The organism is Achromobacter sp. 46006, from assembly GCF_059761975.1.
On record NZ_JCBANN010000006.1, the window covers coordinates 75,786 to 101,225 of the forward strand.

At 68.2% G+C, this 25,440-nt stretch carries 23 protein-coding genes and 1 pseudogene; 4 read left to right on the forward strand and 20 right to left on the reverse strand.

Annotation, left to right across the window (positions count from 1 at the left end; translation table 11 throughout):
* Nucleotides 1-11 precede the first annotated feature (11 nt).
* The 4 genes from AC6LKG_RS05310 to AC6LKG_RS05325 all read right to left on the reverse strand — a co-directional run bounded on the left by AC6LKG_RS05310 (nt 12) and on the right by AC6LKG_RS05325 (nt 4,909).
* Nucleotides 12-1,484 (reverse strand): NAD-dependent succinate-semialdehyde dehydrogenase, encoded by a 1,473-nt coding sequence (locus AC6LKG_RS05310; RefSeq protein WP_498163281.1) that lies wholly within the window; start codon nt 1,482-1,484, stop codon nt 12-14.
* Nucleotides 1,485-1,560: 76 nt separating this feature from the next.
* Nucleotides 1,561-2,325 (reverse strand): 4-hydroxy-2-oxoheptanedioate aldolase, encoded by a 765-nt coding sequence (gene hpaI / locus AC6LKG_RS05315; protein ID WP_498163283.1) that lies wholly within the window; start codon nt 2,323-2,325, stop codon nt 1,561-1,563.
* 58 nt (nt 2,326-2,383) lie between these two features.
* The gene (locus AC6LKG_RS05320; protein WP_498163285.1) at nt 2,384-3,904 is read right to left on the reverse strand and encodes a UxaA family hydrolase; all 1,521 of its coding nucleotides are present in this window, start codon (nt 3,902-3,904) and stop codon (nt 2,384-2,386) included.
* Between the two features lie 3 nt (nt 3,905-3,907).
* Nucleotides 3,908-4,909 carry a tripartite tricarboxylate transporter substrate binding protein gene (locus AC6LKG_RS05325; RefSeq protein ID WP_498163287.1) on the reverse strand — a complete coding sequence of 334 codons (1,002 nt, stop codon included), beginning with the start codon at nt 4,907-4,909 and terminating at the stop codon, nt 3,908-3,910.
* A gap of 131 nt (nt 4,910-5,040) precedes the next feature.
* Between AC6LKG_RS05325 and AC6LKG_RS05330 the strand changes: the two genes are divergently transcribed.
* Nucleotides 5,041-5,979 (forward strand): LysR substrate-binding domain-containing protein, encoded by a 939-nt coding sequence (locus AC6LKG_RS05330; protein WP_498163289.1) that lies wholly within the window; start codon nt 5,041-5,043, stop codon nt 5,977-5,979.
* An 18-nt stretch (nt 5,980-5,997) separates the two neighbouring features.
* On the opposite strand, the gene AC6LKG_RS05335 is transcribed toward AC6LKG_RS05330, so the two are convergent.
* Nucleotides 5,998-6,135, reverse strand: a complete 138-nt coding sequence (locus AC6LKG_RS05335) for a hypothetical protein (protein ID WP_498163291.1) — start codon at nt 6,133-6,135, stop codon at nt 5,998-6,000.
* 358 nt (nt 6,136-6,493) lie between these two features.
* Between AC6LKG_RS05335 and AC6LKG_RS05340 the strand changes: the two genes are divergently transcribed.
* A complete protein-coding gene (locus AC6LKG_RS05340; RefSeq protein WP_498163293.1) occupies nt 6,494-6,709 on the forward strand; it encodes a hypothetical protein in 216 nt (71 codons plus the stop codon).
* Nucleotides 6,710-6,735: 26 nt separating this feature from the next.
* On the opposite strand, the gene AC6LKG_RS05345 is transcribed toward AC6LKG_RS05340, so the two are convergent.
* From AC6LKG_RS05345 to AC6LKG_RS05390, 10 genes are all read right to left on the reverse strand, one after another.
* Entirely contained in the window at nt 6,736-7,593 is an 858-nt protein-coding gene (locus tag AC6LKG_RS05345; RefSeq protein WP_498163294.1) for a class I SAM-dependent methyltransferase, read from the reverse strand.
* A gap of 78 nt (nt 7,594-7,671) precedes the next feature.
* On the reverse strand, nt 7,672-8,841 hold the full coding sequence (locus AC6LKG_RS05350; protein WP_498163295.1) for a CMD domain protein: 1,170 nt from the start codon (nt 8,839-8,841) through the stop codon (nt 7,672-7,674).
* A 24-nt stretch (nt 8,842-8,865) separates the two neighbouring features.
* Complete coding sequence (locus AC6LKG_RS05355; RefSeq protein WP_498163297.1) at nt 8,866-10,224, reverse strand: acyl-CoA thioester hydrolase/BAAT C-terminal domain-containing protein; 1,359 nt, start codon at nt 10,222-10,224, stop codon at nt 8,866-8,868.
* A 10-nt stretch (nt 10,225-10,234) separates the two neighbouring features.
* On the reverse strand, nt 10,235-11,806 hold the full coding sequence (locus tag AC6LKG_RS05360) for an ABC transporter substrate-binding protein (protein WP_498163298.1): 1,572 nt from the start codon (nt 11,804-11,806) through the stop codon (nt 10,235-10,237).
* Nucleotides 11,807-11,837: 31 nt separating this feature from the next.
* The gene (locus AC6LKG_RS05365) at nt 11,838-12,971 is read right to left on the reverse strand and encodes an ABC transporter ATP-binding protein (RefSeq protein ID WP_498163300.1); all 1,134 of its coding nucleotides are present in this window, start codon (nt 12,969-12,971) and stop codon (nt 11,838-11,840) included.
* Entirely contained in the window at nt 12,968-13,990 is a 1,023-nt protein-coding gene (locus tag AC6LKG_RS05370) for an ABC transporter ATP-binding protein (RefSeq protein ID WP_498163302.1), read from the reverse strand. Before AC6LKG_RS05370 ends, AC6LKG_RS05365 begins: the two co-directional genes overlap by 4 nt.
* On the reverse strand, nt 13,987-14,898 hold the full coding sequence (locus AC6LKG_RS05375; protein WP_498163304.1) for an ABC transporter permease: 912 nt from the start codon (nt 14,896-14,898) through the stop codon (nt 13,987-13,989). Before AC6LKG_RS05375 ends, AC6LKG_RS05370 begins: the two co-directional genes overlap by 4 nt.
* Nucleotides 14,899-14,927: 29 nt before the next feature.
* Nucleotides 14,928-15,902 carry an ABC transporter permease gene (locus AC6LKG_RS05380; protein ID WP_049077724.1) on the reverse strand — a complete coding sequence of 325 codons (975 nt, stop codon included), beginning with the start codon at nt 15,900-15,902 and terminating at the stop codon, nt 14,928-14,930.
* Complete coding sequence (locus AC6LKG_RS05385; protein ID WP_498163306.1) at nt 15,899-17,374, reverse strand: SidA/IucD/PvdA family monooxygenase; 1,476 nt, start codon at nt 17,372-17,374, stop codon at nt 15,899-15,901. Before AC6LKG_RS05385 ends, AC6LKG_RS05380 begins: the two co-directional genes overlap by 4 nt.
* Nucleotides 17,371-18,339: a LysR family transcriptional regulator gene (locus AC6LKG_RS05390; RefSeq protein WP_498163307.1), complete on the reverse strand. Its 969-nt coding sequence runs from the start codon at nt 18,337-18,339 to the stop codon at nt 17,371-17,373. The genes AC6LKG_RS05385 and AC6LKG_RS05390 overlap by 4 nt, the downstream gene beginning before the upstream one ends.
* 331 nt (nt 18,340-18,670) lie before the next feature.
* Between AC6LKG_RS05390 and AC6LKG_RS05395 the strand changes: the two genes are divergently transcribed.
* On the forward strand, nt 18,671-18,880 hold the full coding sequence (locus AC6LKG_RS05395; RefSeq protein WP_056323411.1) for a cold-shock protein: 210 nt from the start codon (nt 18,671-18,673) through the stop codon (nt 18,878-18,880).
* Nucleotides 18,881-19,105: 225 nt separating this feature from the next.
* On the opposite strand, the pseudogene AC6LKG_RS05400 reads toward AC6LKG_RS05395, so the two are convergent.
* The 5 genes and pseudogenes from AC6LKG_RS05400 to dsdA form a co-directional block, all read right to left on the reverse strand.
* Nucleotides 19,106-19,329: pseudogene (locus AC6LKG_RS05400) on the reverse strand (DDE-type integrase/transposase/recombinase); the annotation flags it as partial.
* Between the two features lie 269 nt (nt 19,330-19,598).
* On the reverse strand, nt 19,599-20,237 hold the full coding sequence (locus AC6LKG_RS05405) for a hypothetical protein (RefSeq protein ID WP_498163309.1): 639 nt from the start codon (nt 20,235-20,237) through the stop codon (nt 19,599-19,601).
* 243 nt (nt 20,238-20,480) lie between these two features.
* On the reverse strand, nt 20,481-22,004 hold the full coding sequence (locus tag AC6LKG_RS05410; protein ID WP_498163311.1) for an amidase: 1,524 nt from the start codon (nt 22,002-22,004) through the stop codon (nt 20,481-20,483).
* A 15-nt stretch (nt 22,005-22,019) separates the two neighbouring features.
* Nucleotides 22,020-23,006: a Bug family tripartite tricarboxylate transporter substrate binding protein gene (locus AC6LKG_RS05415; protein WP_498163313.1), complete on the reverse strand. Its 987-nt coding sequence runs from the start codon at nt 23,004-23,006 to the stop codon at nt 22,020-22,022.
* 5 nt (nt 23,007-23,011) lie between these two features.
* Entirely contained in the window at nt 23,012-24,394 is a 1,383-nt protein-coding gene (gene dsdA / locus AC6LKG_RS05420) for a D-serine ammonia-lyase (protein ID WP_498163315.1), read from the reverse strand.
* A 120-nt stretch (nt 24,395-24,514) separates the two neighbouring features.
* Here dsdA and AC6LKG_RS05425 point away from each other — a divergent pair, with 120 nt between their 5' ends.
* Complete coding sequence (locus AC6LKG_RS05425) at nt 24,515-25,438, forward strand: LysR family transcriptional regulator (RefSeq protein WP_498163317.1); 924 nt, start codon at nt 24,515-24,517, stop codon at nt 25,436-25,438.
* The last annotated feature ends 2 nt before the right edge of the window (nt 25,439-25,440 follow it).

Here is a 25,440-nt window from a genome sequence, read left to right on the forward strand (position 1 = left end):
TTCCCGGCGTTTCAGGCCAGCCCGCCCTGGCACACGTACTTGATCGACAGATAATCGTCCAGGCCATACTTCGAGCCCTCGCGGCCGTAGCCGGATTCCTTGACGCCGCCAAACGGCGCGGCCTCGGAGGCCAGCGCGCCTTCATTGACACCGACGATGCCCGATTCCAGGGCGCGCGACACCCGTTCGATGCGGCGCACGTCCTGCGTGTAGAAGTACGAGGCCAGGCCGAAGGGCGTGTCGTTGGCGGCGGCGATGGCCTGGGCTTCGTCGTCGAAGTGGAACAGCGGCACCACCGGGCCAAAGGTTTCCTCGCCGCACAGCGCCATGCCGGCATGGGCCCCGCCCAGCACGGTGGGCGCATAGTAGTGCGGCCCAAGGTGCGTCAGGCGCTCGCCGCCGGTCAACACGCGGGCGCCCTGGGCGCGGGCGTCGTCGACGTGGCGGGCGATCTTGTCGACCGCGCGGGCATTGATCATGGGGCCGATCTGGCTGGCCGGATCGGTGCCCGGACCCACGCGCAGGGACGCGACTCTGTCGCGCAGCAGGGCGGCGAAGCGGTCGTAGACGCCGGCCTGCACATAGACGCGGTTGGGGCAGACGCAGGTCTGGCCGCCATTGCGGAATTTGGCCGCCATGACGCCCTCGACCGCCGCGTCCAGGTCGGCGTCGTCGAACACGATGAAGGGCGCGTTGCCGCCCAGTTCCAGCGATAGCTTCTTCAAGGTGTCGGCGGACTCGCGCGCCAGGTGCTTGCCCACGGGCGTCGAGCCGGTGAAGGTGATCTTGCGGATGCGGCTGTCCGCCAGCCACGCGTCCACCGCCTGTGCCGCCTGGGCGCGCGATGCGGTGATCAGGTTCAACACGCCAGGCGGCAAGCCCGCCTCCTGCGCCAGCCGCGCCAGCGCCAGGGCCGTTAGCGGCGTGTCTTCGGCCGGCTTGCCGACCACCGTGCAGCCGGCGGCCAGCGCCGGCGCGATCTTGCGCGCGATCATAGCCAGCGGGAAATTCCACGGCGTAATGGCGGCCACCACGCCAATCGGCTCCTTGATCGCCGTCATGCGCTTGCCGCGCTGCTGGTCGGGGATGATGTCGCCATAGATGCGGGTGGCCTCCTCGGCGAACCAGGCGATGTACGAGGCGCCATAGGCCACCTCGCCGCGGGCCTCGGCCAGCGGCTTACCCTGTTCGCGCGTGATCAGCGCGGCCAGTTCCTCCTGGCGCGCCAGGATCAGCGCGTGCCAGCGCCGCAACCATTCGGCGCGTTCGCGCGGCAGGCACGCGCGCCAGGCGGGCAGGGCGGCCGCGGCCGCGTCGGCCGCGGCGCGGGCATCCTGCGGGCCGCTGTCGGGAACGTGGGCGATGACCGCGCCCGTGGCTGGGTCGGTCACATCGAAACGGTGCCCGGTTTGGCTCGGCGCCCAGGCGCCGTCGATGAAATTGTCGGGTTGGAACAGCGCCGACGCGTCGGCATGCGTGGTCATGTCGTTCAGGCTCCGTGGCCGTAGGCGGGCCGGGGGAATTGGCAGAAGGTAGGCCACGCCGCCGCGGCCAGTGGGATCAGCAATCGAAATCGCGCGCCAGCTTGCGTGCGGCGCCGGCGAACAGCAGGATGTCCACGCCGGTCGCCACGAAGGTGCAGCCCAGTTCCAGGTAGCGCCGGGCCAGGGCCGGGTCCGAGGTCAGCGTGCCGGCGGCCTTGCCCGAGGCCACGATGGTGCGCATGGCCGCTTCGATCGCCGCTTGCACTTCGGGATGGCCGGGGTTGCCGCGATGGCCCATCGACGCCGCCAGGTCCGCCGGGCCGATGAAGATGCCGTCCACGCCATCGGTGTCGCACAGCGCGGGCAGGTTGCGCAAGGCGGTGGTGGTCTCGGCCTGCACCAGCAGGCAGATCTCGTCGTCGGCCACCGCCAGGTAGTCAGCGCGCTGATTCCATTGCGAAGCACGGCCGACCGCACTGCCCACGCCGCGCACCCCATGGGGCGGGTAGCGTGTGGCCGCGACCAGGGCGCGGGCCTGCTCGGCGCTGTCCACCATGGGAACCAGCAGGGTGCGCGCGCCAATGTCCAGCAGCCGCTTGACGCGCGAGGGGTCGCCATCGACCACGCGCACCACCGGTTGCGACGGGTAGGCGGCCACCGCCTGCAGCGCCTGCAAGGTGCTGCGCAGGTCGTTGGGCGCGTGTTCGCCGTCGATCAGCAGCCAGTGAAAGCCGGCGGTGGCCGCCACTTCGGCCAGGTAAGGATCGGCCATCGACAGCCACAGGCCGATGCGCGGCGTGCCGGACGCCAGCGCGGATTTGAAGGGATTCAGGGCAGGCATGAGTAGCGCCTATGACAAATGACGTGAAGGAAGCGCGCCGCGGGCGCGGCGCCATGGGTTAGCTGACGATGCCCAGGTGCCAGGGCACGAATTCGTGGTCGCCCAGGCCCAGCAACTCGCTCTTGGTGCGCCGGCCCGAGGCGGCCAGCAGGATCTGCTCGAATATGCGTTGGCCCATCTGCGCCACGCTCAGTTCGCCGTCGAGCACCGGGCCGCAATCGATGTCCATGTCTTCCTCCAGGCGGCGGAACATGGGCGTGTTGCTGGCCAGCTTCAGGGTCGGCGCGGGCTTGGAGCCGAACATCGAGCCGCGCCCGGTGGTAAAGCAGATCAGGTTCGCGCCGCTGGCGATCTGGCCGGTCACCGCCACCGGGTCGTAGCCCGGCGAGTCCATGAACACCAGGCCCGGCCGGTCGATCGGTTCGGCGTATTCGTACACGGCCTGCAAGGGCGTGCTGCCGCCTTTCATGGCCGACCCCAACGACTTCTCGAAAATGTTGGCCAGGCCGCCTTGCTGGTTGCCGTGGCCGACCCTGCCATTGAACTGGGCGTTCTGGCCGGCGGCGTAGCGTTCCCACCAGGCCAGCCGCGCCAGCAGCTTCTCGCCCACCTCGCGGCTGGCGGCGCGCCGGGTCAGCAGGTATTCGACGCCATGGATCTCCGGCGTTTCCGACAGGATCGCGGTGCCGCCATGCCGCACCAGGATATCCATGGCCGCGCCCAGCGCCGGATTGGCCGTGATGCCGGAAAACCCGTCCGAGCCGCCGCACTCCAGGCCGATTTTCAGGTGCCGCGCCGACACCTCGCTGCGCGCGCAGTCGTTGGCCGCCGGCAGCATGGCCTGGACCGCCGCGATGCCGGCGGCGATGGTGGCGCGCGTGCCGCCGCTGTCCTGCATCACCAGCGCGCGCACCCGTGGATCGTTCGCCAGCCCCTGGCTATCGACCAGCGCATCGACCTGGTTGCGCTCGCAGCCCAGCCCGACGATCAGCACGCCGGCCAGGTTGGGATGCCGCGCATAACCGGCCAGCGTGCGGCGCAGCACGTCGAAATGCTCGCTGGGCGAGGACATGCCGCAGCCGCTGGTATGGGCGAATGCCGCCACGCCGTCCACGTTCGGATAGGCGGCCAGCCGCTGCGCATCGAAGTGCGCGGCGATGGCCTTGATGACGGTGGCCGAACAGTTCACCGACGACAGGATGCCGATGAAGTTGCGCGTCCCGACTCGGCCGTCCGGCCGCACGTAGCCCAGGAAGCGGGCCTGTTCGGCCGGCGCCACCGGCGTCACCGGCACCGCGTCCAGACAGAAGCCTGGGTCGCGATGAAAATCCGCCAGTTCGACGTTGTGCGTATGCACATGGTCGCCGGCGGCGATGTCGCGGCCGGCCACGCCGATGACCACGTTGTACTTGCGCACGGCCTCGCCGCGCGCGATGCGCCGCGCGGCGATCTTGTGGCCGGCGGGCACCTGGGCGCGCACGCGCAGGTCTAGGTCCGGCAGGGCCTGCCCCAGGGCCAGGGCATCGCGGGCGATCAGCACGTTGTCGTCGGGGTGCAGGCGGATGAGCGGCGATGGCATGGTTCAGCTCTGTTGCAGCAAGGCCTTCAAATGCAGGCGTTCGATCAGTTCGGTTTCCTGGCCATAGACCTGGGCGACGTAGTTCTGGTAGTCGGGGCCATCCAGGTACATGACAGGGGCGTCCAGGCTGTCGGCGACCCGCTTGAATTCGGGGCTCGCCACGGCCTGGCGGAAGGCATCGCGCAGGACTTTCTCGGCGGCCGGGTCCAGGCCCTTGGGCGCGCCCACGCCGTTGGGCGCGTCCACCACCACGTCATAGCCCAGGTCCTTGAGCGTCGGGCTGTCGGCAAAGCGCGCCGGGCGCTGGGCGCCCCAGGTGGCCAGCAGGCGCAAATTGCCGGCCAGCACCTGCGTCGCCCAGGAACTGGAGTCGGCCAGCAGGTCGATCTGGCCGCCCAGCAGGTCCTGCAGCGCGGGCGCGCCGCCCTTGTAGGCGATGGCGTTGAATTTGATGCCCGCCGCCATGGCGAACTGCTCCATGCCGACATGCGTCGCCCCGCCCACGCCCGCGTGACCATAGGTCACGATGCCGGGATGCGCCTTGGCGTACTGCACCATGTCGGCCAGGGTCTTGAAGCGCGAATCGGCCCTGACCACGATGCCGAAGGTCTGGCCCGAGGTGCGCGCGATATAGGTGAAGTCCTGGCGCGGGTCCGCCGACAGCATGCCCAACTGCGCAAAGCGCGTCACCGAAATCGGAATCTGGCCGATGGTGTAGCCGTCCGGCTTGGCGTTGGCCAGCGCCTTGGCGCCGATCATGCCGGAGGCGCCGGCACGGTTTTCCACCACGATGGTCTGTCCCAGCACTTTGCTGGCCGCCTGGCACAACACCCGCATCGATTGATCGGCCGTGCCGCCCACGGCCCACGGACAGATGAAGGTGATGGGGCGGCTGGGAAAGCCAGCCGCGCGCGCGGCCCGAGGCAGCATCGCGGCGCCGGCCATGGCCGCGCCGCCCAGCAGCAGTGCCCGCCGCAGCGGCTGCATCGCAAAACGTTCTTTCATTGTCTCCTCGCTCTCGGTTCTTCCCGACTCTGACGCTCGGGCTTGCGTTGCATTGTGGCGGGGGTTTATATAACCTTCCAATCAAAAAACGGTATTGCTACATAACATAAACATTAACTAGAGCGTCCGCCATGGCCCAGATCGACCGCGTCCTGCGCAGCAACATCAAGCTGCGCCACCTGCAATTGCTGGTGGCGCTGGACCAGTTCCGCCATCTGGGCCGGACCGCGGAATTCCTGTCCGTCAGCCAGCCGGCCGTCTCGCGCATGCTGACCGAAATCGAATCGATGCTGGGCCAAACACTGTTCCTGCGCTCCACGCGCGGCACCGAGCCCACCACCGCCGGCGCCGCCATGGTGCGTTTTGCCCGCTCGGTGCTGGCCCAGTACGAGCGCACCCGCGACGAGATCGGCGCGCTTGAAAGCGGCGCCGCCGGCCGGGTGCGCGTGGGTGCCATGGACGTGGCCTTGTCGCCATTGCTGGCGGATGCCGTGGATCTGCTCAAGCAGCGCAGCGAACGCGCCACCGTCCTGATCGAGACCGGCGACCTGACCGGCCTGCTGCCCAAGCTGCGCCTGGGCGAAATCGACTGCTTCGTCGGGCGCCTGGAGCCCGGCTACGCCTCTCCCGACCTGACCACCGAGGCGCTCTATGCCGAACCCATGGTCGCCGTGGCCCCGCCCGGCCACCCGCTGGCGCGCCGCCGCAAGCCGACCTGGGCGCAGGTGGCCGACCTGCCTTGCGTGATGCCGCCGCCATGGGCCTCGCTGCGGGTCAAGCTGGAACAGCAGTTCCACCGCCACGGCGTCCAGCCGCCCGAGGATGTCATCGAGTCGTGGTCGTACCAGACGGTCGGGATATTCGTGCGCCGGCGCGGCGCGGTGGGCTTCATGGCGCAAAGCGCCGCGCGCGAACTCGAACGCGCGGGCGCGTTGTCCGTGCTGCGGCTGGCGGTGGAACTGGAATTGCCCAGCGTGGGGATCATCACGCTGCGCGAAAGCACGCCGACGGCGGTGGCGGCGCAACTCATGCAGAGCCTGCGGCAGGCGGCGGGCGCGCGCAGGAGGTAGGGAAGGGCTCGGCGCTTGTTAGGTCGTGGCGGCGATGTTCGCGCGCGACAGCCTGGCGCGCAGGTTCTTGACGACCGAGGCCTGGATATTGCCGGGTCCGATGGACAGATGCTTCAGGCAAGGCAGGCGCGCGATCAATGCCGGCAATTCCTGCATCGGGTCCAGGGTCGGGGCGTCGAAAACGAACCTGGCGACATACGGCCCCCGGAGTCATGGTGGCTGTCGGCAAGGCGGGCATGGCGACATGCGGGACCGGCATTGTCGAAGGGGGAACAATAAAACAAATCGGCGATCTTGCGTGAACCGGGTTGCTGTTCTGTTAGGGGGCGCCGTGATGGCCTCCCGTGCTTTCGCGCTGTCCCAATGCCGTGATACGGCCGGAACGCGGTTCCCGACCCGCGCAGGCCGGTGTTGCTGCCAGCCGGCGCCGACGGCTGACACTATTTTTTACCCCGCCCCGAGGCTGTGGCTGTCATCGTCGCCGGTACACTACGGTGATTCCTCAAGGAGCCATATGTCGATTCAATCGTTGGGCCGCTACGGTATTGTGCTATTTCTCGCTGCGTTGAGCTCGGGCTGCTCTTCAATAATCGGCGAGTGCGGCTTGGCCCGCAGCAGTTGCATGTATGAAGGCAAATACGAACAGGGCGAGGAAGACTACGCGGAAGCCGAGGCAAAGCGGCTGAACAAGCAGTCGACGGATCGGTTGCGTCGAAGCTCCGGGGATTGAACCCGGGCGACGTGCTGCCATTGCGCTCAGGACGCCGTCACAGGTTCCGGCAGGAAAAACCGATCCTTCAACTCCTGCAACCCAATCCGATCCAGCATCTCCGTCAGCCGTTCCGCCGGCTTCCTGCGCGGCAGATCCTTGTACTGCGCGATGATCAGCTCATTCTTCATCGAATGCTCCCACCCCACCAGCTCCGTCACGCTGACCTGGTACCCGTGCGCTTCCAACTGCAAGCACCGCAGCACGTTCGTGATCTGGCTGCCGAACTCCCGCGTGTGCAACGGATGCCGCCAGATCTCCGCCAGCGGATCGGCCAGCGCCTTGGCCTTGTTCTTGCGTAGCACCGACGCCACTTCCGCCTGGCAGCAGGGCACGACCACGATGTACTTGGCCTTTTTCTCCAGCGCGAAATGGATCGCGTCGTCGGTGGCGGTGTTGCAGGCGTGCAGGGCCGTGACCACGTCGATGGTCGCGGGCAGTTTGTCGGAGGTGATGGACTCGGCCACCGACAGGTTCAGGAACGACATGCCGCCAAAACCCAGGCGTTTGGCCAGCTCTTCCGATGACTTGACCAGTTCCTCGCGGGTTTCGATGCCGTAGATGTGCGAGCCGTTCTTCAGCGCGTCCGGTTGTTCCTTGAAGAACAGGTCATACAGGATGAAGCCCAGGTACGACTTGCCCGCGCCGTGGTCGGCCAGGGTGACGGCGCCGCGTTGTTGCTGGACGTCCTTGAGCAGCGGTTCGATGAACTGGAACAGGTGGTAGACCTGCTTGAGCTTGCGGCGGCTGTCCTGGTTCATCTTGCCGTCGCGGGTCAGGATGTGCAGGGCCTTGAGCAGTTCGATCGACTGGCCGGGGCGGATGTCGTGGGTTTTGTCGGACATGGGGGTAAGGCAATGCGCCCCGCTTGGGGCGGGGCGCATGAATAGGCGGAAAGCGCCAGTTTAACGAAAATGCCGCCGTCAGACCTGTACGACCACCGGCTCGCCCAGGTTCAACATCAACCGGTTGGCCCACGCGAAGATCGCGTCCGAATGCAGCAGGTCCAGCACTTCGCCGTCGCTCAGGCCCACGTCCTTCAACGCCTGGATGCTGGCCGCATCCACCGAGGCCGGCGCGTCCGTGATCTGGATCGAGAACTTGCCGATCGCCAGTTCGCGGGCGGTGGTGCCGGCGGTGGCCGGGTCTTCGAACACCTGCGCGATCACGTCATTGCGCTTGGCCAGTTGCTCGAAGCGCTGCGCGTGCACCGAGGCGCAGTAGACGCAGCCGTTGACGCGCGACACCACGGTCGCGCCCAGTTCGCGCTCGGCGCGCGACAGGCCGCCGGGCGCGTACATGATGGCGTTGAACGCGGTGGAGCGCTGGCGCAGGATCTCGGGCTGGTGCACCAGGAACAGGTAGTAATCCGAGACCTTGGCCTTGGGGTGGCTTTCTTCCAGGACCGCGATCTGCTCGGGCGTGGCGCTGTCGACCTGGACCACGTCGAGCCACGCCTTCCATTCCAGCACTTCGTTGGTGAAGCCGTGGGCCTTGATGACGGCGCCCGGTTCGGTGGCGGCGGTGTTGGCCGGGAAGGGCGCGGGCGGGGTGCCGGCCGCGGCGGGCTTGGCTTCCAGCGCCTGCATGGCCTGCAGGCCGGCGATCAGGCGCACCTGGTACGACAGGAACGCCACCAGTTGCGACAGCGTGACCACGGCGGGCGTGGAGACGCCAGCGGCCGGCAGGGTCTTGAGCGCGGCTTCGTCGCCTTCGACGGGCTTTTCGATCAGCTTGCGGGTGTATTCCAGGATCGCGGCCAGGCGGGGGTCGGCGGCGTCCGCCGGCTTGCCGGACTCGGCCACCTGGATATCGGCGGCGCTGGCGCCGGCCTCGACCAGGCGCTGGCGGTAGTGCGCGGCCAGCGCCGGCGACGGCGTCAGGCGCGCGGCGTACAGCGCGACCAGCAGGCGCTCGGCCAGCGCCAGGCCGGGCAGGGCCGGGTCGAACAGGGCGTCGTAGCTGCCCTGGGTGGCGGCGGCGACCTTGTCGCGCTGGTGGCGCACGGCGTAGGTGGCGCTGTCGGCCTTCAGGCCGACCAGTTGGTCCACCAGGTCGCGGGCGGCGTCATAGACGATGGGTGGTTGTGCCATTGAGAAAGTCTCCTTGGATGTCGTTCAGCCGACGTTGCCGGGCGTGGCGGCCGCGCCGGCTTCGGCGCGGTTCGCGGACGGCGCGGCCTGGCCGCGCGCCTTGACCGCGGCGTCCAGGAACTTCAGCACGCCTTCCCACGATTGCTCGTCGGCGCGCGCGTTGTCCTTGGGGTTGCCGCCGCTGGTGCTGATCTTGCCGGACACGGGGTGGGCGTAGACCAGTTGCGTGGTGGGCACGTAGGGGAACAGGATCGAGTGGCCGCCGTTCTCGTAGTCCAGCCATTGGACCGGGTACGGATGCTGCACCTCGGCCAGCTTGTCGCGCACCATCTTCGAATACAGGCTGGACGGCCACGAGCCGTCGTCGGTGGCCGACAACAGCATCACCGGGCCCTGGATGTCCTCGACCTTGATGCGGGCGCGGGCCACGGCGTCGGGGTCCTGCAACGCGGTGAGGATGGCTTTTTCGTGGCGATGCGGCGCGGGGCCTTCGTCGAACGGCGCCCAGGTGGCGGTGCGGTTGTTTTCCCAGACGTGCGGCAGGGGCTTGCCGCCCAGCAGCCAGGTCGGGCCTTCGCGGCCGATCTTGGGGTCGCAGGCGTTCTGGCCGCTGTGGACCACGGCGCCGGGCACGTAGGCCACGACCGCCGATACTTCCGTGGGGAAGGTGGCGCCCAGCAGCAGCACCAGTTCGCCGCCGCGCGACTGGCCGCTGATGGCGACGAAGTCGTGCCTGGGCTGGACCTTCTTGCGCAGCCAGCGCAGGCCGGTCTGGAAGTACTCCAGCGGCGTGTTGGAGATGTAGTCCGACAGGCCCGGCGCCTTGAAGTAGGCCAGGGCAAAGGCGGCGTAGCCGCGCGACGCATACAACGCGGCGCGCGGTTCGTTGATGCCGCCGCCCGAGCCGTTCAGGATCAGCACGGCGGGATGCGAGCCGGGCGCGGCGCCGGGCGGCAGGTAGAGCGTGCCGACCAGGCCATCCTCGCGCACCTCCTGGCGGGTGACGCCGTCGGCCGCCAGGCGCTGGGTGAGGCGCGCCTCGCTCTGGGCGCCGGCCACGCGCGCCACCACGTCGGTGACCAGCGGCTCGCTGACCGGGTGGTTGAAGTGCTCGCGGCTGGGCGAGTCCACGGGCGACTGCGACCACACCAGGCCCATGGGCGCGATGCCGCTGTAGTCGCCCGAGACGGGCGCGTCGCGGGTCAGGTCGACCACGCCGTCCTCGCCCGCGACGAAGGCGGCGTGGCTTTGCCACAGCACGCCGTTGCGGCGGGTGAGGGCGGTGATCTCCACCGTCTGGCCGGGCGCCACATGCTCCACCCGGATCTGGCGGGGCACGTCGATGAGCGCGTCGGCGGGTTGGATGCTCAGGCTGGGAACCATGATGCGCGCCTTACTTGCCCGAGTCCTTGGTGACCATCATGGCGGCGGTGCGGTCGCTGGTCATGGGGGTGACCTTCAGGCCCTTCTTGGCGGCCCAGATGTTCTTGTAGTGGAACAGCGGGATGATGCCGACGTCGTCGGACACCATCTTGACGGCGTCGCGCAGGATGGCTTCGCGCTTGGCCACGTCGAATTCCGAGGTGGACTGGTCCAGCGCGGCGTCGACCTTGGCGTTGCTGTAGTGGCCCCAGTTGGAGGCGCCCAAGCCCTTCTTGGCGTCGACGGTGGCCAGGATGTTGACCAGCGCGTAGCTGGCTTCGCCCGTGCCGTTGCCCCAGGCCAGCATGCTGACCGCGAATTCGTTCTTGTTGGCGCGGCCCGAGTAAACGGCCCACGGCACCACTTCCACCTGCGTCTTGACGCCGATGCGGGTCCAGAACTGCGCCACCGCCTGGGCCGTTTCCGGGCCTTGCGGGTAGCGGTCGTTGGGCACGTGCATGGTCAGCTTGAAGCCCTCGGGGTAGCCGGCTTCAGCCAGCAGCTTCTTGGCCTGGGCGACGTCGTTGGGGATGTCCTTGACCTCGGGGTTGTAGCCGAAGGTGCCCTTGGGCATCCACTGGTTGGCTTCGGTGGCGGCGCCCTGCAGGATGCGGTCGGCGATGGCCTTGCGGTTGATGGCCAGGTTCAGCGCCTGGCGCACGCGCACGTCCAGCAGCGGGTTCTTGTCCAGCGGCTTGCCGTTGTTGTCGGTGATGTACTGGTTGGGCGCGGGGTTGAAGCTGGGTTGCAGCAGCATGACGCGCAGGCCGTCATAGGGGAAGACGGAAATGCCGGGCGACTTCTGCAGCTTGGCCAGGTCGGACACCGACACCTTGTCGATCACGTCGACGTCGCCGGCCAGCAGCGCGGCGGTGCGGGCGGCGGCGTTGTTGATGTAGCGGTAATTGACCTTGTCCCAGGTGGCCTTATCGCCCCAGTAGCCGTCGTTGCGTTCCATGATGACGCGGTCGCCGGGGGTGTACGACACGAACTTGTAGGGGCCGGTGCCGATCATGGCCTTGCCCGAGTTGTAGTCTTCGGTGGTGGACTTTTCGCCGACGTGCTTGCTGACGATGTGCACCGACGCCAGGTTCAGCGGCAGGTCGGGGTTCGGGGCGCGGGTCTTGACGATCAGGGTCAGCGGGTCCTTGGCGCTCATCGACTCGATGGTGCGCAGGTAGCCGGCGAAGGTGGCGACGCTGCCGGGCACGGCGCGGGCGCGGGTGTATGAATAGATCAAGTCATCGGCCGTGAAAGGCACGCCGTCCTGCCACTTGACGCCTTCGCGCAGCTTGAATTCCCAGGTGGTGCTGTCCAGCGGCTTCCAGCTCACCGCCAGACCGGGCTGCAGCTTGTTCCACTTGTTCTCGACCAGCAGGTCCCAGAAGTGCAGGTCGACCGAACGGTCGCCGGCGTGGTTGTTCAGTTGCGGGTCGAGCGAAGACAGCGGGTCGGCAAAGCCGATCGCCAGATTGTCGGCCGCGGCGGCGGCGGAGGCGCCGAGGATGGCGGCGGTGAGGGTCGAGAGAATCAGGCGTTTCATGTTCGGGGTCCTTGGTGAGGGGGAACTTCTTTCAGGCCATGTCGTTCAGGTGACAGGCGCTCAGGTGGTTGATGGCGATTCCCTTCAGGGTGGGAACCTCGGTTTTGCAGCGCGCCATCGCATGCGGACAGCGCGGGTGGAAGTGGCAGCCGCCGGGCGGGTTGAGTGGGCTGGGAATCTCTCCCTTGATGGCGGTGAAGGTCTTGTGGCGCGATTTCAGGTTTGGGATCTCGGCCAGCAGCGCCTGGGTGTAGGGATGGTTGGGGCGGCCGAACACTTCCTCGACCGGCGCGGTTTCGACCACGCGGCCCAGGTACATGATGACCACGCGGTCCGACAGGTGCTCGACCACGCCCAGGTCATGGCTGATGAACAGGTACGTCAGGTTGAGCTGTTCGCGCAGGTCCATGAACAGATTCAGGATCTGCGCCTGGATCGACACGTCCAGCGCGGCCACGGCCTCGTCGCACACCAGCATCGACGGCTGCACCGCCAGGGCGCGGGCGATGCCGATGCGCTGGCGCTGGCCGCCGCTGAACTGGTGCGGGTAGCGCTGGCGCAGGGCCGGGTCGAGGCCGGCGCGTTGCAACTGGGCGCTGACGTAGTCGTCGAAGTCGCCGTTGCCGACCAGGCCGTGGATGCGCGCGGCCTCGCCGACAATCTCGTCCACGCGCAGGCGCGGGTTCAGGCTCGCGTATGGGTCCTGGAAGATCATCTGCACCTTCAGGCGCGCGGCGTGGGCCTGGGCCGGCGTCATGTCGGCCGGGCGCTGGCCGTTGATCAGCACCTCGCCGCCGGACGGCGTCAGCAGGCCGGCCGCGATGCGGCCCAGCGTGGACTTGCCGCAGCCGGACTCGCCGACCAGGCCGACCACTTCGCCGGGGCGCACCAGCAGATCCACCTGATCGACGGCGCGGGTGATGGCGGGCGGCTTGGACAGGCCCAGGCGCTGCAAGGCGCGGCCGGCGGCGCCGACGGGGCGTTCGCCAAAGCGCTTGCTGACCTGGCGCAGGTCGATGAGGGGCGTGGCGTTGCCCGCCGTGCGCGGGGCGGCGTCGTCTGCCTGGGCGTCGAGCGCGGGACGGGAGGCGGTTTGCGCGCCGTCGCCCACGGGCAATGCCGTGTTGGCGCCGTTGAGGATGTCCGGGATCGTCGTCTGGCTCATGCCGTCACCTCGCCCGGTTGGCGCGACGGATGAAAGCAGCGCACCTGGTGGCCGGGCAGCACGTCGGTGATGGCGGGCTGCTGGCCGCATTGCGCCGTGGCGCGCGCACAGCGCGCCGCGAAGGCACAGCCGACGGGCAGGGTGAGCAGGTTGGGTGTCATGCCGGGAATCTGGCGCAGGCGTTGGCCGCGCTGGTTGTTGCTGGGCAGGCTGTCGATCAGGCCCACCGTGTAGGGATGCTGCGGACGGTCGAGCACGTCGTCGACCTTGCCGTGTTCGACGATGCGGCCGGCGTACATCACCGCCACCTCGTCGGCCAGGCCCGCCACCACCGACAGGTCATGGGTGATCCAGATGAGGCTGGTGCCGTGCTGCTGCGCCAGCTTCTGCACTTCGGACAGGATCTGCGCCTGGATGGTGACGTCCAGCGCCGTGGTCGGCTCGTCGGCGATGATCAGGTCGGGCCGGTGCAGCATGGCGATGGCGATCGCCACGCGCTGGCGCATGCCGCCGGACAACTGGTGCGGATACGCCAGCAGCCGTTCCTCCGGGCTGGGAATGCCCATCATGCCGAGCGTGTCGCGGGCCAGCTCGCGGGCCTGCGCCTTGCTCATGTTGTTGTGGGCGCGCACCGTTTCGATCATCTGCACGTCGACCCGCAACACCGGGTTCAACGTCATCATCGGATCCTGGAAGATCATGGCGATGCGGTTGCCCTGCAGCTTGCGCAGCTCGCGGGGGGCCAGCTTGGTCAGGTCGCGGCCCTGGAACAGCACCTGGCCGCCGACCACGCGGCCGGGGGCGTCCACCAGGCCCATGATGGAAAAGCCGGTGACGGATTTGCCCGAGCCGGACTCGCCGACCAGGCCCAGGATCTTGCCGCGCTCCAGCGTGAACGACACGTCGTCCACGGCGGGCAGGGTGCCGGCGCGGGTGAAGAAGTGGGTGCGCAGGTTGCGCACTTCCAGGGTCGGCACGTTGGCGGCGGCCGGCGCCGCGACGGGACGGGCGGCGCTCATTTGTGGGTCCTCGGGTTCAGCACGTCGCGCAGGCGGTCTCCCACCAGGTTGATGGCGACGATGGTGATCAGCAGCGCGATGCCGGGGTAGAAGCTGATCCAGTATTCGCCGGACAGCATGTATTGGAAACCGTTGGAGATCAGCAGCCCCAGCGACGGTTCGGTCACGGGCACGCCCAGGCCCAGGAAGCTCAGCGTGGCTTCGAGCGTGATGGCGCGCGCGATCTGCAGGGTGCCGATGACGATCAGCGGCGGCAGGCAGTTGGGCAGGATGTGCTTGAGCATGATCCGCCAGTTGGGGATGTCCAGGCAGCGCGCCGCCTCGACGTACTCGCGGCGGCGTTCGACCAGGGCCTGGCCGCGCGCGGTGCGGGCGTAGTAGGCCCATTCCAGGATCACCAGCGTCAGCACCACGTTGCCCACGCCCTTGCCCAGGTAGGCCAGGATCATCATGGCCACCAGGATCGACGGGAACGACAGGATCAGGTCGACCAGCCGCATGATCAGCGCGTCGACCTTGCCGCCGGCATACGCCGCCAGCAGGCCCAGCAGCGTGCCGATGATGCCGGCGATCAGCGCCGAGCCCACGCCCACCATCAGGCTGATGCGCAGGCCGTACAGGATGCCCGACAGCAGGTCGCGGCCCTGGCCGTCGGTGCCGAGCCAGTAGTGGAAGGTGTCCAGCCCGTTCATCGTGCCCGGCGCCAGGCGCGCGTCCAGCACGTCGATCTGCAGCAGGTCGTAGGGGTTCTGCGGCGAGATCCACGGCGCCAGGATGGCGGCCAGGATCAGCAGGGTGGCGATCACCAGGCCGAACACCGCCGTCTTGGACGACAGGAATTCCAGCAGGTTGCGGCGCCAGGGCGATTCGCGCTTGAGCGCGGGCGCGGCGGGGGTGGCGGTTTGCATGGCGTCTGCCCGGGAAGTGTTCGGCGCGCTCATGCCGCGGCCTCCAGCCGTACCCGCGGGTCCAGCACTTTGTACAGGATGTCGACGATCAGGTTGAGCGTCACGAACAGGCACACCACCACGATCAGGTAGGCCACGATCACCGGGCGGTCCAGCGCGTTCAGGCTGTCCAGGATCAGCTTGCCGGCGCCGGGCCAGGCGAAGATGCTTTCGGTGATGACGGCGAAGGCGATGGTCGAGCCCAGCTCCAGGCCCAGCACCGTCACCAGCGGGATCATGGTGTTGCGCAGCACGTGCACACAGACCACCCGGAACGGCGACAGGCCCTTGGCGCGGGCGAACTTGACGAAGTCCAGCGGCATCACGTCGCGCACGCCGGCGCGGGTCAGGCGGATCACCAGCGAGATCTTGAACAGCGACAGGTTCAGCGCCGGCAGGATCAGGTGGCGCCAGCCGTCGGCCGTCAGCCACGACCACTGGAAGCCCAGGAATTCCACCGTCTGGCCGCGGCCGCTGGCCGGCAGCCAGCCCAGCGACACGCTGAAGGTCATGATCAGCATCAGCGCGACCCAGAACGTCGGCAACGAAAAGCCGACGATGCTGCCCGCCATCACCAGCTTGGAGAAGCGGCTGTCCGGATACAGCCCGGCCAGCAGGCCCAGCGGCAGCCCGATGATCACCGCCAGCAGCAGCGCGGCGATGGCCAGCTCCAGGGTCGCCGGCAGGCGCTGGATCACCAGTTCCACGGCGGGGATGTTGTAGACAAAGCTGTTGCCCAGGTTGCCGTGCAGCGCCCCGTTCAGAAAGCCCAGGTACTGTTGCCACAGGGGCTTGTCCAGCCCCAGTTCGGCGATGATGCGGGCGCGGTCGACCTGGTCGACGTCCTGGCCGATCAGGATGTCGACCGGGTTGCCGATGGCGTGCAGCCCGACGAAGACGATCAACGTCATCAGGAACACGACCACCGCGGCTTGCGCCACGCGGCGGAGCAGCCAGCCGGTCATTGCGCGGTCTCCGCCTGCCGGGCCGCGCCGGGCGCCGGGGCCGGCGTCCATTCGTCGCCGAACACCTCGGGTTCCGAGAACGCTTCCATATTGGCGTAGTGCGTCGCCACGTCCTCGCGGTAGAAGAGGCCCGCGATGCCCTGCGCCAGGCGCTTGGCGCCTTCGCTGATGGCGGGGATGTCGCCCGACACGGTGCCGTGCGTCAGCGCGGCCGGGTACGAGAAGCAGTGCACCCGGTCCAGGCCGGGACAGGCGCCCGGGGTTTTTTCCTGCAATTCGAAGGCCGCGCCCAGGTCGGGCGAGTCATGCAGCTCCTGATCTTCCTCGCCGGCGGGCGGGGTGTAGCGGTCGCCCCAGGCGCGCACGTGCGGCGCCAGCGCGGCGAATTCCGGCCGCACGGTCCAGTCGATGCGGAAACCCGTGGAGAACACCAGGAAGTCCAGCGTGAAGATGCCCTTGGGCGTGGTGACGCGGATTTCGTCATCGACCAGCGCCAGGTCCTGCACGCCGCAGCCCAGGTTGAAGCGGGCGTTCGGGTGGCGCGACACGCGCAGCGTGCTGCCGCGCGGCGGCGGCACCTGGGCGGCGTTGATGTAGTGGCGGATCTTCCACTTCCAGTCGTCGGGCAGGTTCAGGTGGCCGTGGGTCAGGCCGGGGTTGCCGGCGCCCTTGCCCTTGTTGATGCGGGGAATGTCGTCGCGGCGGATCAGCAGGTCGACGCTGGCCGCGCCCGCTTCCAGCGCGGTGGCGGCGCTGTCCATGGCCGACGCGCCCGCGCCCACCACGCCGACGCGCTTGCCGGCCAGGGTGGCGTAGTCCAGCACGTCCGAGGAATGCGCCCAGCGGTCGCGCGGCAGCTTGCGCGCGAAGTCCGGCACGTAGGCGCCGCCCAGGCCGTCGCGGCCGGTGGCCAGCACCACGCGGCGCGCCAGCACGGTCTGGCGGCCGGCGGGCGCTTCGATCTCCAGTTGCACCAGCCGGTCGGCGCGCGGCAGCACGGCCAGCACGCGGTGCTGGTTGCGCACGTCCAGGTTCAGCACGCGGCGGTACCAGCGCAGGTAGTCCATCCATTGCAGGCGCGGAATCTTGTCCAGCGCGTCCCAGGCCTCGGCGCCGAACTGCGCCTCGAACCAGGCGCGGAAGGTCAGCGCCGGCAGGCCCAGCGCCGGACCCGTCAACTGCTTGGGCGAGCGCAACGTTTCCATGCGCGCGGTGGTGGCCCACGGCCCTTCATAGCCTTCGGGCGACTGGTCGAAGATCGGCGCAACGATGCCCAGGTGCGTCAGCGACGCGGCCGCGGCCAGGCCGGCCATGCCGCCGCCGATGATGGCCACGTCCAGCACCGGCTGGCCGTCCACCAGGCGCGGCGTGACCCAGGGCTTGGCGGGAATTTCCAGCCAGGACAGGTCCTGGCGCAGGCGCGCTTCCAGCGCGGCCAGGCCTTGCGGGGCGGGAGCGAGGGGTTGGTTCATGCGGGGGTATCCGTAAGAGGGGTGTCATCGCCGTAGATCGACTGCAGCAGCGCGCCGTGCTGGCAGGCGTCGTGCAGCACGAAGCCGGGCAGCAGTTGCGCGGCGGCCTGCGCCAGCGCATCGGCCATGGCCTGGCAGGCCGGCGTCAGGGCCTGCGACTGCGAGGTGATGACCCCGAAGAAAAAGGGGATGTCCAGGTCGATCGGGCGGATCACCACGCCCGCCATCGGCGCGCCGTAGGCGGTAATGGGTTCCAGCACCGACACGCCCAGGCCCGCGCGCACGGCGGCCAGGGCGTTGACGGACGAATTGGTTTCGATGGCGCCGGCGGCATGTCCCAGCGCCGCGTCCAGCCGGCGGCGCAGGCGGTAGGGATTGGCCATGGTGATGACGCGGCGCCCGGCCAGCTCGGCCACCGGCACCACCTCATGGCGCGCGGCCGGATCGTTTTCGGGCAGCGCCACCACACAGGGCGCCTGGCCGATCCAGTGCACGGTCAGGCCGCGATGCTCCAGCGGCAGGCTGGTCGCGCCCAGTTGCGCCGCGCCGCTCAGCACGGCGTGCACCACGCGCTCGGGCGAGGCGCTGCGCAGTTCGATGCGGGGGGCGAGGTTGGCGTGCGGCTCGATGCGCTTGAGCGCGTCCGGCACCAGCCCGGCGGCCAGCGCCGAGGTGGCCGCCAGCAGCAGCGGTTGCGCCTGGCCACGGGCGATCTCTTCGGCCCTTTCACGGATCTGGCGCAGGCCGGACAGGGCGCGCTCGACATCGTCGTACAGCAGGAAACCCTGCTCGGTCGGCGTCACGCGCGGCCCGCTGCGGGCGAACAGGGCATAGCCGATCTCGGCTTCCAGCTCCTGCAGCAGCCGGCTGATCGCGGGCTGCGAGCGGCCAAGCAGACGCCCGGCAGCGGTGACGCTGCCCGTGGACATGACGGCCGCGAAGGCCTCGAGTTGACGAAGTTCCATCTTTCTTGCTTTATGCCAAGGACGAATTCTTACGTATCGAGTATGCGCCGTACAAATAATTAAAGGGCATAAGCAAATTCCCTAATCGGGATTTCCTTATGCCCTTTCATGACTGTCAGTTATTTCAACCACTTGCGGGATTCCCTCTAGGGGATCTGCGCGGATGCGCGGTGGTCGCTTGATGGGTGGCGGGGGCTGCCGGAGGGCCTTTAGATTGCGGTCCGAGGCACTGCTGGTGTATGTGTCATTTTGAAACAGACATATCTTTGTGGCTGCCAATGGCCCATAGTGGCCCTGGGGATACTTTTCCCTGGAAAATCTAGGACTTACATTGAAGATTGAAACTGGTATTGTGAAGTGGTTCAACAACGACAAGGGCTTCGGCTTTATCATGCCGGAGCTGGGCGGGAAGGACCTCTTCGCTCATTACTCTGAGATTCAGGGTAGCGGGCACAAATCTCTGGAAGAGAACCAGCGTGTGTCTTTCGTCGCCGGCCAAGGACAAAAAGGTCCTCAGGCGACAATGATCAAACCGATTTAAGAACTGGCTGGCTTGCCTGAAGGCAAGCGAGTTGGCACCTAGCAAGTGGGGCCGAATCCTTTGAAACAGGGGATTCGGCCCTTTGGTTTTGGGCGACCGCAGACTGCCTGCTGATCGTGTTTCCGCAATTGAATACGTCGATCAGTTCTTCCAGGAACCTTATGAGGGCGGCGAGCATGGAAGAAGTCTCCAAGGGGACGGGCCACAGCGCCTGCTGATGTTGCCAGGCTGGCGGGCGTATAGGGCCTGCCCCGGCGCATCAATCACGAAGTCCGTCGCATGGATTTGCTCACGCGCCAGCCGACATTGCGCCGGGCGTAGCCGTCGACCACGAAGGCCACATACAGCCAGCTTTGCCATGTCGAGACGTAGGCGAAGTCCGAGACCCACAACTGGTTCGGCCGCTCGGCCCGGAACTGCCGGTTGACCCGATCCTCTGGACGGCCGGCCGCATCAATCGGCCTCGTGGCGCTTGGCCCAGGTCAGCAGCGTCTGAGCCGAGCCGCCGATCTTGGGCGCGATTGACTCGACCGCCACTCACCGCGCGGGTACTCGCTGCGTGATTCCTGCACCAGGCGCACCGCGCGCTTCAGGGGAAAACTTGTTCGCGTTGTTTTTTGCTCATGGCTCGCAGTCTCTCAAGAATAGGAACCTCAGCAAATCCCGGGGCGATTCAGTCCGCGCATTCAATGCGCGCGATAGGAAGAACCACGCGGCGCTAGAACCAAACCGTTGCGATGAGCAGGGCACAGCCCCCCAAGGCGGTGATGGCCATGACGACAGCGAGGCGCGTCGCGATTTTACGTTCCCTGCGGCCGACATCGGGGTTGCCGTCGTTGGCCCTGCGCAGTTGTTCCCAGGTGGATGCGGCGGCAGCTTCGCGGCTGTGCGCGGCGGAAGCCGCGTTGGCCGTGGCGCGGGAGATGTTGATAAATCGGAGAGCAGGACAGGCCAGTAGCAGCCCGGCCAGAAACAACGCGCAAGCGCCTGCGGCGCCCATCGTGAAGGCCACGCTGTCGCGCGCGGCAAGTAGGAATATGGCCGTGCCAAGACCGACCAGATTCAAGCCCGCAAGTGCTTTTAGCGCCTGGACCCCCCAAGCGCCAGTGGCTTCTTCGGTGAATTCTCCGATCGAACGCCAGTAGGCGGTATCATGGGAAGCTGCCTGGAAAAAAAAGGCGAGATCTCGGAGCAGCACTTCGCCTTGTCTGTCCTCAGGCTTGCGTTCTCGACACCATTCAAGCGCAAACCTCGCGCTTCGCTTTGCATCCGCGTGATGCGCACGTGCCCAGTTCTTCGCCAACTGCACCGCCACTTCGGCAGTGATAGCCTCTTCAGGTCTCACCCCGTCTGTCATGATTCTTGTCTCGCCAATTTGGCTTCTTGCCTCGCCAATTCAGAGACATTGTACTTCGCACGGTTCGTGCTTGCGGTGTCCGTGGTATGTCATCCTCTTCGCCGCCTGCGAACAATGGACTCGGCGGCGTCATCGGTACCGTCCACTGCTGCGTGCCGCCCAGGGCCGCTGGCCAGCGTTGCCCCGGTGGTGTCGGCTCGCAGCAGCCCAAGCGCGGCGCGCAACACATCGCGCTGGCCGCGTCTACACCGCCGAGACGCTGGCCTGCGTGGTCGCCTGCGCACCGCCCGGCGGCGCCGTCACAATCGACGTCAACGCCGGCTCCGCTGCCTTCAACCCCGCCAGATCCGGCCGCGGCCGCCGCAGTTCCTCATTGCCGGCAAACGCAGACTCCATCCCCTGCGCCGCCGCCAGCACCTCGCGATCCCCGCGGAAGCGCCCCACGATCTGCAGCCCGAACGGCATCCCCTTGTGATCGCGTCCGCAAGGCAGCGTCAACGCCGGATGCGTGGTCAGCGTGATCACATACGTCAGCGCCAGCCAGCGGTAATAGTTCTCCTGCCGCTTGCCGTTGATGGCCTCCGCATACAACTGCGTCCACGGAAACGGCGAGACCGGCGTGGTCGGCGACAGGATCAGGTCGTAGTCGTCGAAGGCACGCTGGAAGCGCTTGATCAACCGCGTCTGCTCGGCCTGGGCCCAGGCGCAGTCCTTCAGACTCATGGCCGCGCCCATCTCGAAATTGGCGCGGGGGTTGGGGCCGAGGCTGGCAGGGTCCTTCTCGTACGCCTCGCGCATGCCGGCCACGAAGGCTTCGGCGCGCAGCACGTCGAAGCAGCGGTGGGCCTCGCCGAAGTCGATCTCGATGGGATCGCAGGCCGCGAACAGGTGGCGCATGGCGGCGATCTTGGCGCGGAAGGTGGCGCGGATGCCGTCGTCCACGTCGCACAGCCCGAAGTCTTCGGTATAGGCGACGCGCAGGCGGCCCAGGTCGGCGTTGCCTGGCGCCAGGAACTGCAGCGGATCGAGCGGATAGCTCAGCGGGTCGCCGGCGTCCGGGCCGGCGCTGGCGGCCATCTGCAGGCAGGCGTCGGCCACCGTGCGGCCCATCGGGCCGACCACCGAGATCGGCGTCCAGCCCAGCGGCTTGCGCACGCTCGGCACCACGCCCGGTGACGGCCGGAAGCCGACCACGCCGCACTTGGCGGCGGGGATGCGCAGCGAGCCGCCAGTGTCCGATCCAGTACACAGCGGGAACAGGTCGCTGGCCAGCGCCGCGGCCGAGCCGCCCGAGGAACCGCCGGCGTTCAGATTCGGATTGAAGGGATTGCCGGTGGCGCCCCACACCGTGTTGCGCGAATTGGCGCCCGCGCCCATTTCCGGCACGTTGGTCTTGGCCGCCACGATGGCGCCGGCGCGGCGCAGGCGCGCCACCAGCGTCACGTCCTCGGCCGGCACGTGGTCGCGGTAGATCGGCGAACCAAAGGTGGTGAGCAGGCCGGCGGTGGGTTCCAGGTCTTTCACGCCCAGCGGCAGGCCGTGCAGCAGGCCGAGCGCATCGCCGGCCATCACCGCCTGTTCGGCGGCGCGCGCTTCGGCGCGGGCCCGTTCGAAGGCGGTGGCGGTGACGGCGTTGATGTAGGGGTTGACCGCCTCGATGCGCGCGATGCACGCCTCCAGCAGTTCCACCGGCGAGAGCTGGCGCGCACCGATCAGGCGCCGCAGTTCCACCGCCGACAGCGAGACCAGGGAATCATCCAGGGTCATGAGGGTTCCTTTGCTTCAGTCAATCTTGATGTTGGCGCGCTGCGCGACCTCGCGCATCTGCGGCAATTCCTTCTGGATCAGCGCCTCGCCCTCGGCCGCGCTGGAGAAGGCCGCCTCGAAGCCCTGCGCTTCCAGGCTCTTGCGCACGTCGGGCGATTCGACCGTGGCGCGCAAGGCGGTTTCGAGCTTGGTCTTGACGTCGGCGGGCAGGCCGCGCGGCGCGGCGAACATCAGCCAGGTGTCCATGGCCACCGACGGATAGCCCTGTTCCGCGAACGTCGGCACGTCCGGCAGGAAAGCCGAGCGGGCCGGCGCGGATACCGCCAGCACCCGCACCTTGCCCTGCTTGCTCTGCGGCAGCGCGGCGGCCACCGTGTCGACCGAGAACGGAATCTGGCCGCCGATCAGGTCGGTCATGGCTGGCGCGCTGCCCTTGTAGGGCACGTGGATCATCTTGATGCCGGCGGCGGCCAGGAAGGCCTCGCCCACGAAATGCGCGGTGGTGCCGGCGCCAAACGAGCCATAGGCCGGCGGTTCCTTGTCGCGCGCCTTGGCGTAGGCCACCAGTTCCTTCAGGTTCTTGACCGGCACTTGCGGGTTGGCCAGCAGCGCCAGCCCGGTACGGCCGGCGATGCCGATCGGCTCGAAGCTCTTGATCGGATCGTAGGGCAGCTTGGCCTGGATCGCGGGGTTGACCGTGAAGGTGGTGCCGGAACTGACCAGCAGGGTATAGCCGTCGGGCGCGGCCTTGGCGACATAGCCGGCGCCGATCGCGGTGCCGGCGCCCGCGCGGTTTTCCACCACGACGGTCTGGCCCAGTTCCTGGCCAAGTTTTTGCGCGATGACGCGGCCGAGCACATCGGTGGCGCCGCCGGGCGGGTATGGCACCACCAGGGTAACGGGACGGGTCGGGTAGCCGGACTGGGCGCTGGCCGGGGCAGAGGCGGCGAGGGCGCCCGCCAGGGTGACACCAAGGGCGATCAAGGCAGTCTTCATGGTCATGCTCGTCAAGAGGGATGGTGGAGGAAAGGCGCATCGGTCGGCGCCTGATGGGTGGCCGCGAGTCGTTGCCCGCGGCTCAGAAAACGGTCGTACTCTTCGGCCGGCACATACAGCCCGCCGGTGGTCCAGGCCAGGTGCGTGGCGCGCGGCAGATGCGGCAGCAGGCCGCGCGCGCGCAGCCACTGCTGGCCGGCGACGCTGCCCAGCAGATGGCGCGGCCCGGAAAATCCGGCCGCCGCCGATGGCTCGATGCGCAGGCCTTCGCTGTCGTGCAGGCGGGCCAGGTCGCCGTAGAGCGTGTCGTCTGCCACCGTGTAGACCCCCGCCAGCAAGTGGCCCACGGCGGCATGCGCCAGGTCGGACGCGCGCGGCACGGCCAGGCCGTCGGCCTCGGTCTGGTTGGTCAGGCCGATGTCGTAGACCGACGGCGGCACCGGCACGCCCGGCAATTGACCGTGGCCGGCCATCATGCGCAGCAGGAAGCAGGGCGATTGCACCGGTTCGGCGAAGAAGCAATGCGCATGCGCGCCGTACAGCAGCGACAGGCCGAAGGCGATGCCGCCCGGCGCGCCGCCCACGCCGCAAGGCAGGTAGACGAACAGCGGATGTTCGGCGTCGACCACGATACCGGCCTGCGCGATCTGCTCGCGCAGCCGCAGGGCCGCGGCCGCGTAGCCCAGGAACAGCGAGGCCGAGCGTTCGTCGTCGACGAAATAGCCGTGGGCGTCGGCTTCGACCTGGCGGCGGCCGGCGGCCACGGCCTTTTCATAGTCGCCGGGATGCTCAACCACCTCGACCCCGCGGGCGCGCAGGCGCGCCTTCTTCCATTCCTTGGCGTCGGCCGACATGTGCACGGCGGCGCGGAACCCCAGCGCCGACGCGATCACGCCGATGGACAGCCCCAGGTTGCCGGTCGAACCCACCGCCACCTGGTATTGCGCGAAACAGGCGCGGGCGGCGGGCGCGGCGAGCTTGCGGTAGTCATCGCCGGGCGTGATCAGGCCCTGCGCCAGTGCCAGCTTTTCGGTGAACTCCAGCACTTCGTGAATGCCGCCGCGGGCCTTGATCGAGCCGGCCACCGGCAGGGCGTGATCGGCCTTGAGCCAGAGGCGTCCGGCCGTGGCCGGCAGGCCCAGCGCCGCCTGCATCGCGGGGGCCGCGCGCAGGGGCGATTCGATCACGCCGCCGGTGGCCTGCAGTTCCGGGAACAATTGCGCCAACAAGGGCGCGAAGCGGCTGAAACGGTCGTGCGCGGCCTGCACGTCGGCCAGCGTGAAGGGCGCGCCGGCGGCGGGCGCGCCCCGGTCGGGGCGGGTCCAGAGTACGGGGCGCGCGGCGCGCAGCGCCGGCAGGGACAAGGACGAAACGGAAGCGTGGGACGGGATCATGCCGTGGTTGCAAGGAAAAACGTCATCTAACGGTCACATCCTAGGCGGGGCCTTAGCATTGCTGCAATATGAATTGATAGAATCATTCATTGCGTTTTGCGCAAACCAAGGGGAAACCCGATGAACCCGCAAATCCTGCAGGAAGTGGCCGTGCGCTACTTCCTGGAAGTGGCGCGCTGCGGCTCGGTCAGCGTGGCCGCGGACAAGCTGGAAGTGGCGCCGTCCGCGGTCAGCCGCCAGATCGCCCGGCTCGAACGCGAACTGGGCACACTGCTGTTCGAGCGCCGTTCGCGCGGCATGGCGCTGAACGCCGCCGGCGAGCTGCTGGCTGCCCACGCCCGCCGCGCGCAGCAGGATGTGGACCGCGTCGCCGGCGATATCCTGGGGCTGCGCGGCCTGCGCCAGGGCCTGGTGCGGGTCGTCTGCACCGAAGGCTTCGTGCATGACGTGGTGCCCGCCGCGATCGCGCAGTTCCGCGAGCAATATGCCGGCATCCGCTTCACGCTGGACGTGTGTTCGCAGCGCGAGGTGCCGGCCCGGGTGCGCGATGGCGCCGCCGATGTCGGCATCACCCTCAGCCTGACGTCGCATCGCGATGTGCGGGTGGAACTGCGCATGCCGGCGCCGGTGCGCGCGGTGGTGGCCGCCGGCCATCCGCTGGCGCACCAGGCCGAGGTGTCGCTGGCGCAGTTGATGGCCTATCCGCTGGCGCTGCCCGATGCCGATTCCACCTTGCGGCAATTGATCGACATCAGTTGCAGCCGCCAGCAACTGCAATGCGAACCGGTGTTTTCCAGCCGCAGCGTCGATGCGCTGGTGGCGTTCGCGGGGGCGGGCGGTGGCGTGGCTTTTTGCGGCGAACTGGCGATCCGTTACCGGTTGCACGGCGGGCAGGTGGTAGCGGTGCCGCTGCGCGATCGCGAAATGAATGAACGCCACTTCGAGGTCCAGACCCTGGCCGGCCGGGTACTGCCCGAAGCCGCCAAGGCTTTCATCGCCAGTCTGCGCACGCAATTGCGGGCCGGCGACGCGGGGCAAGACTGAGC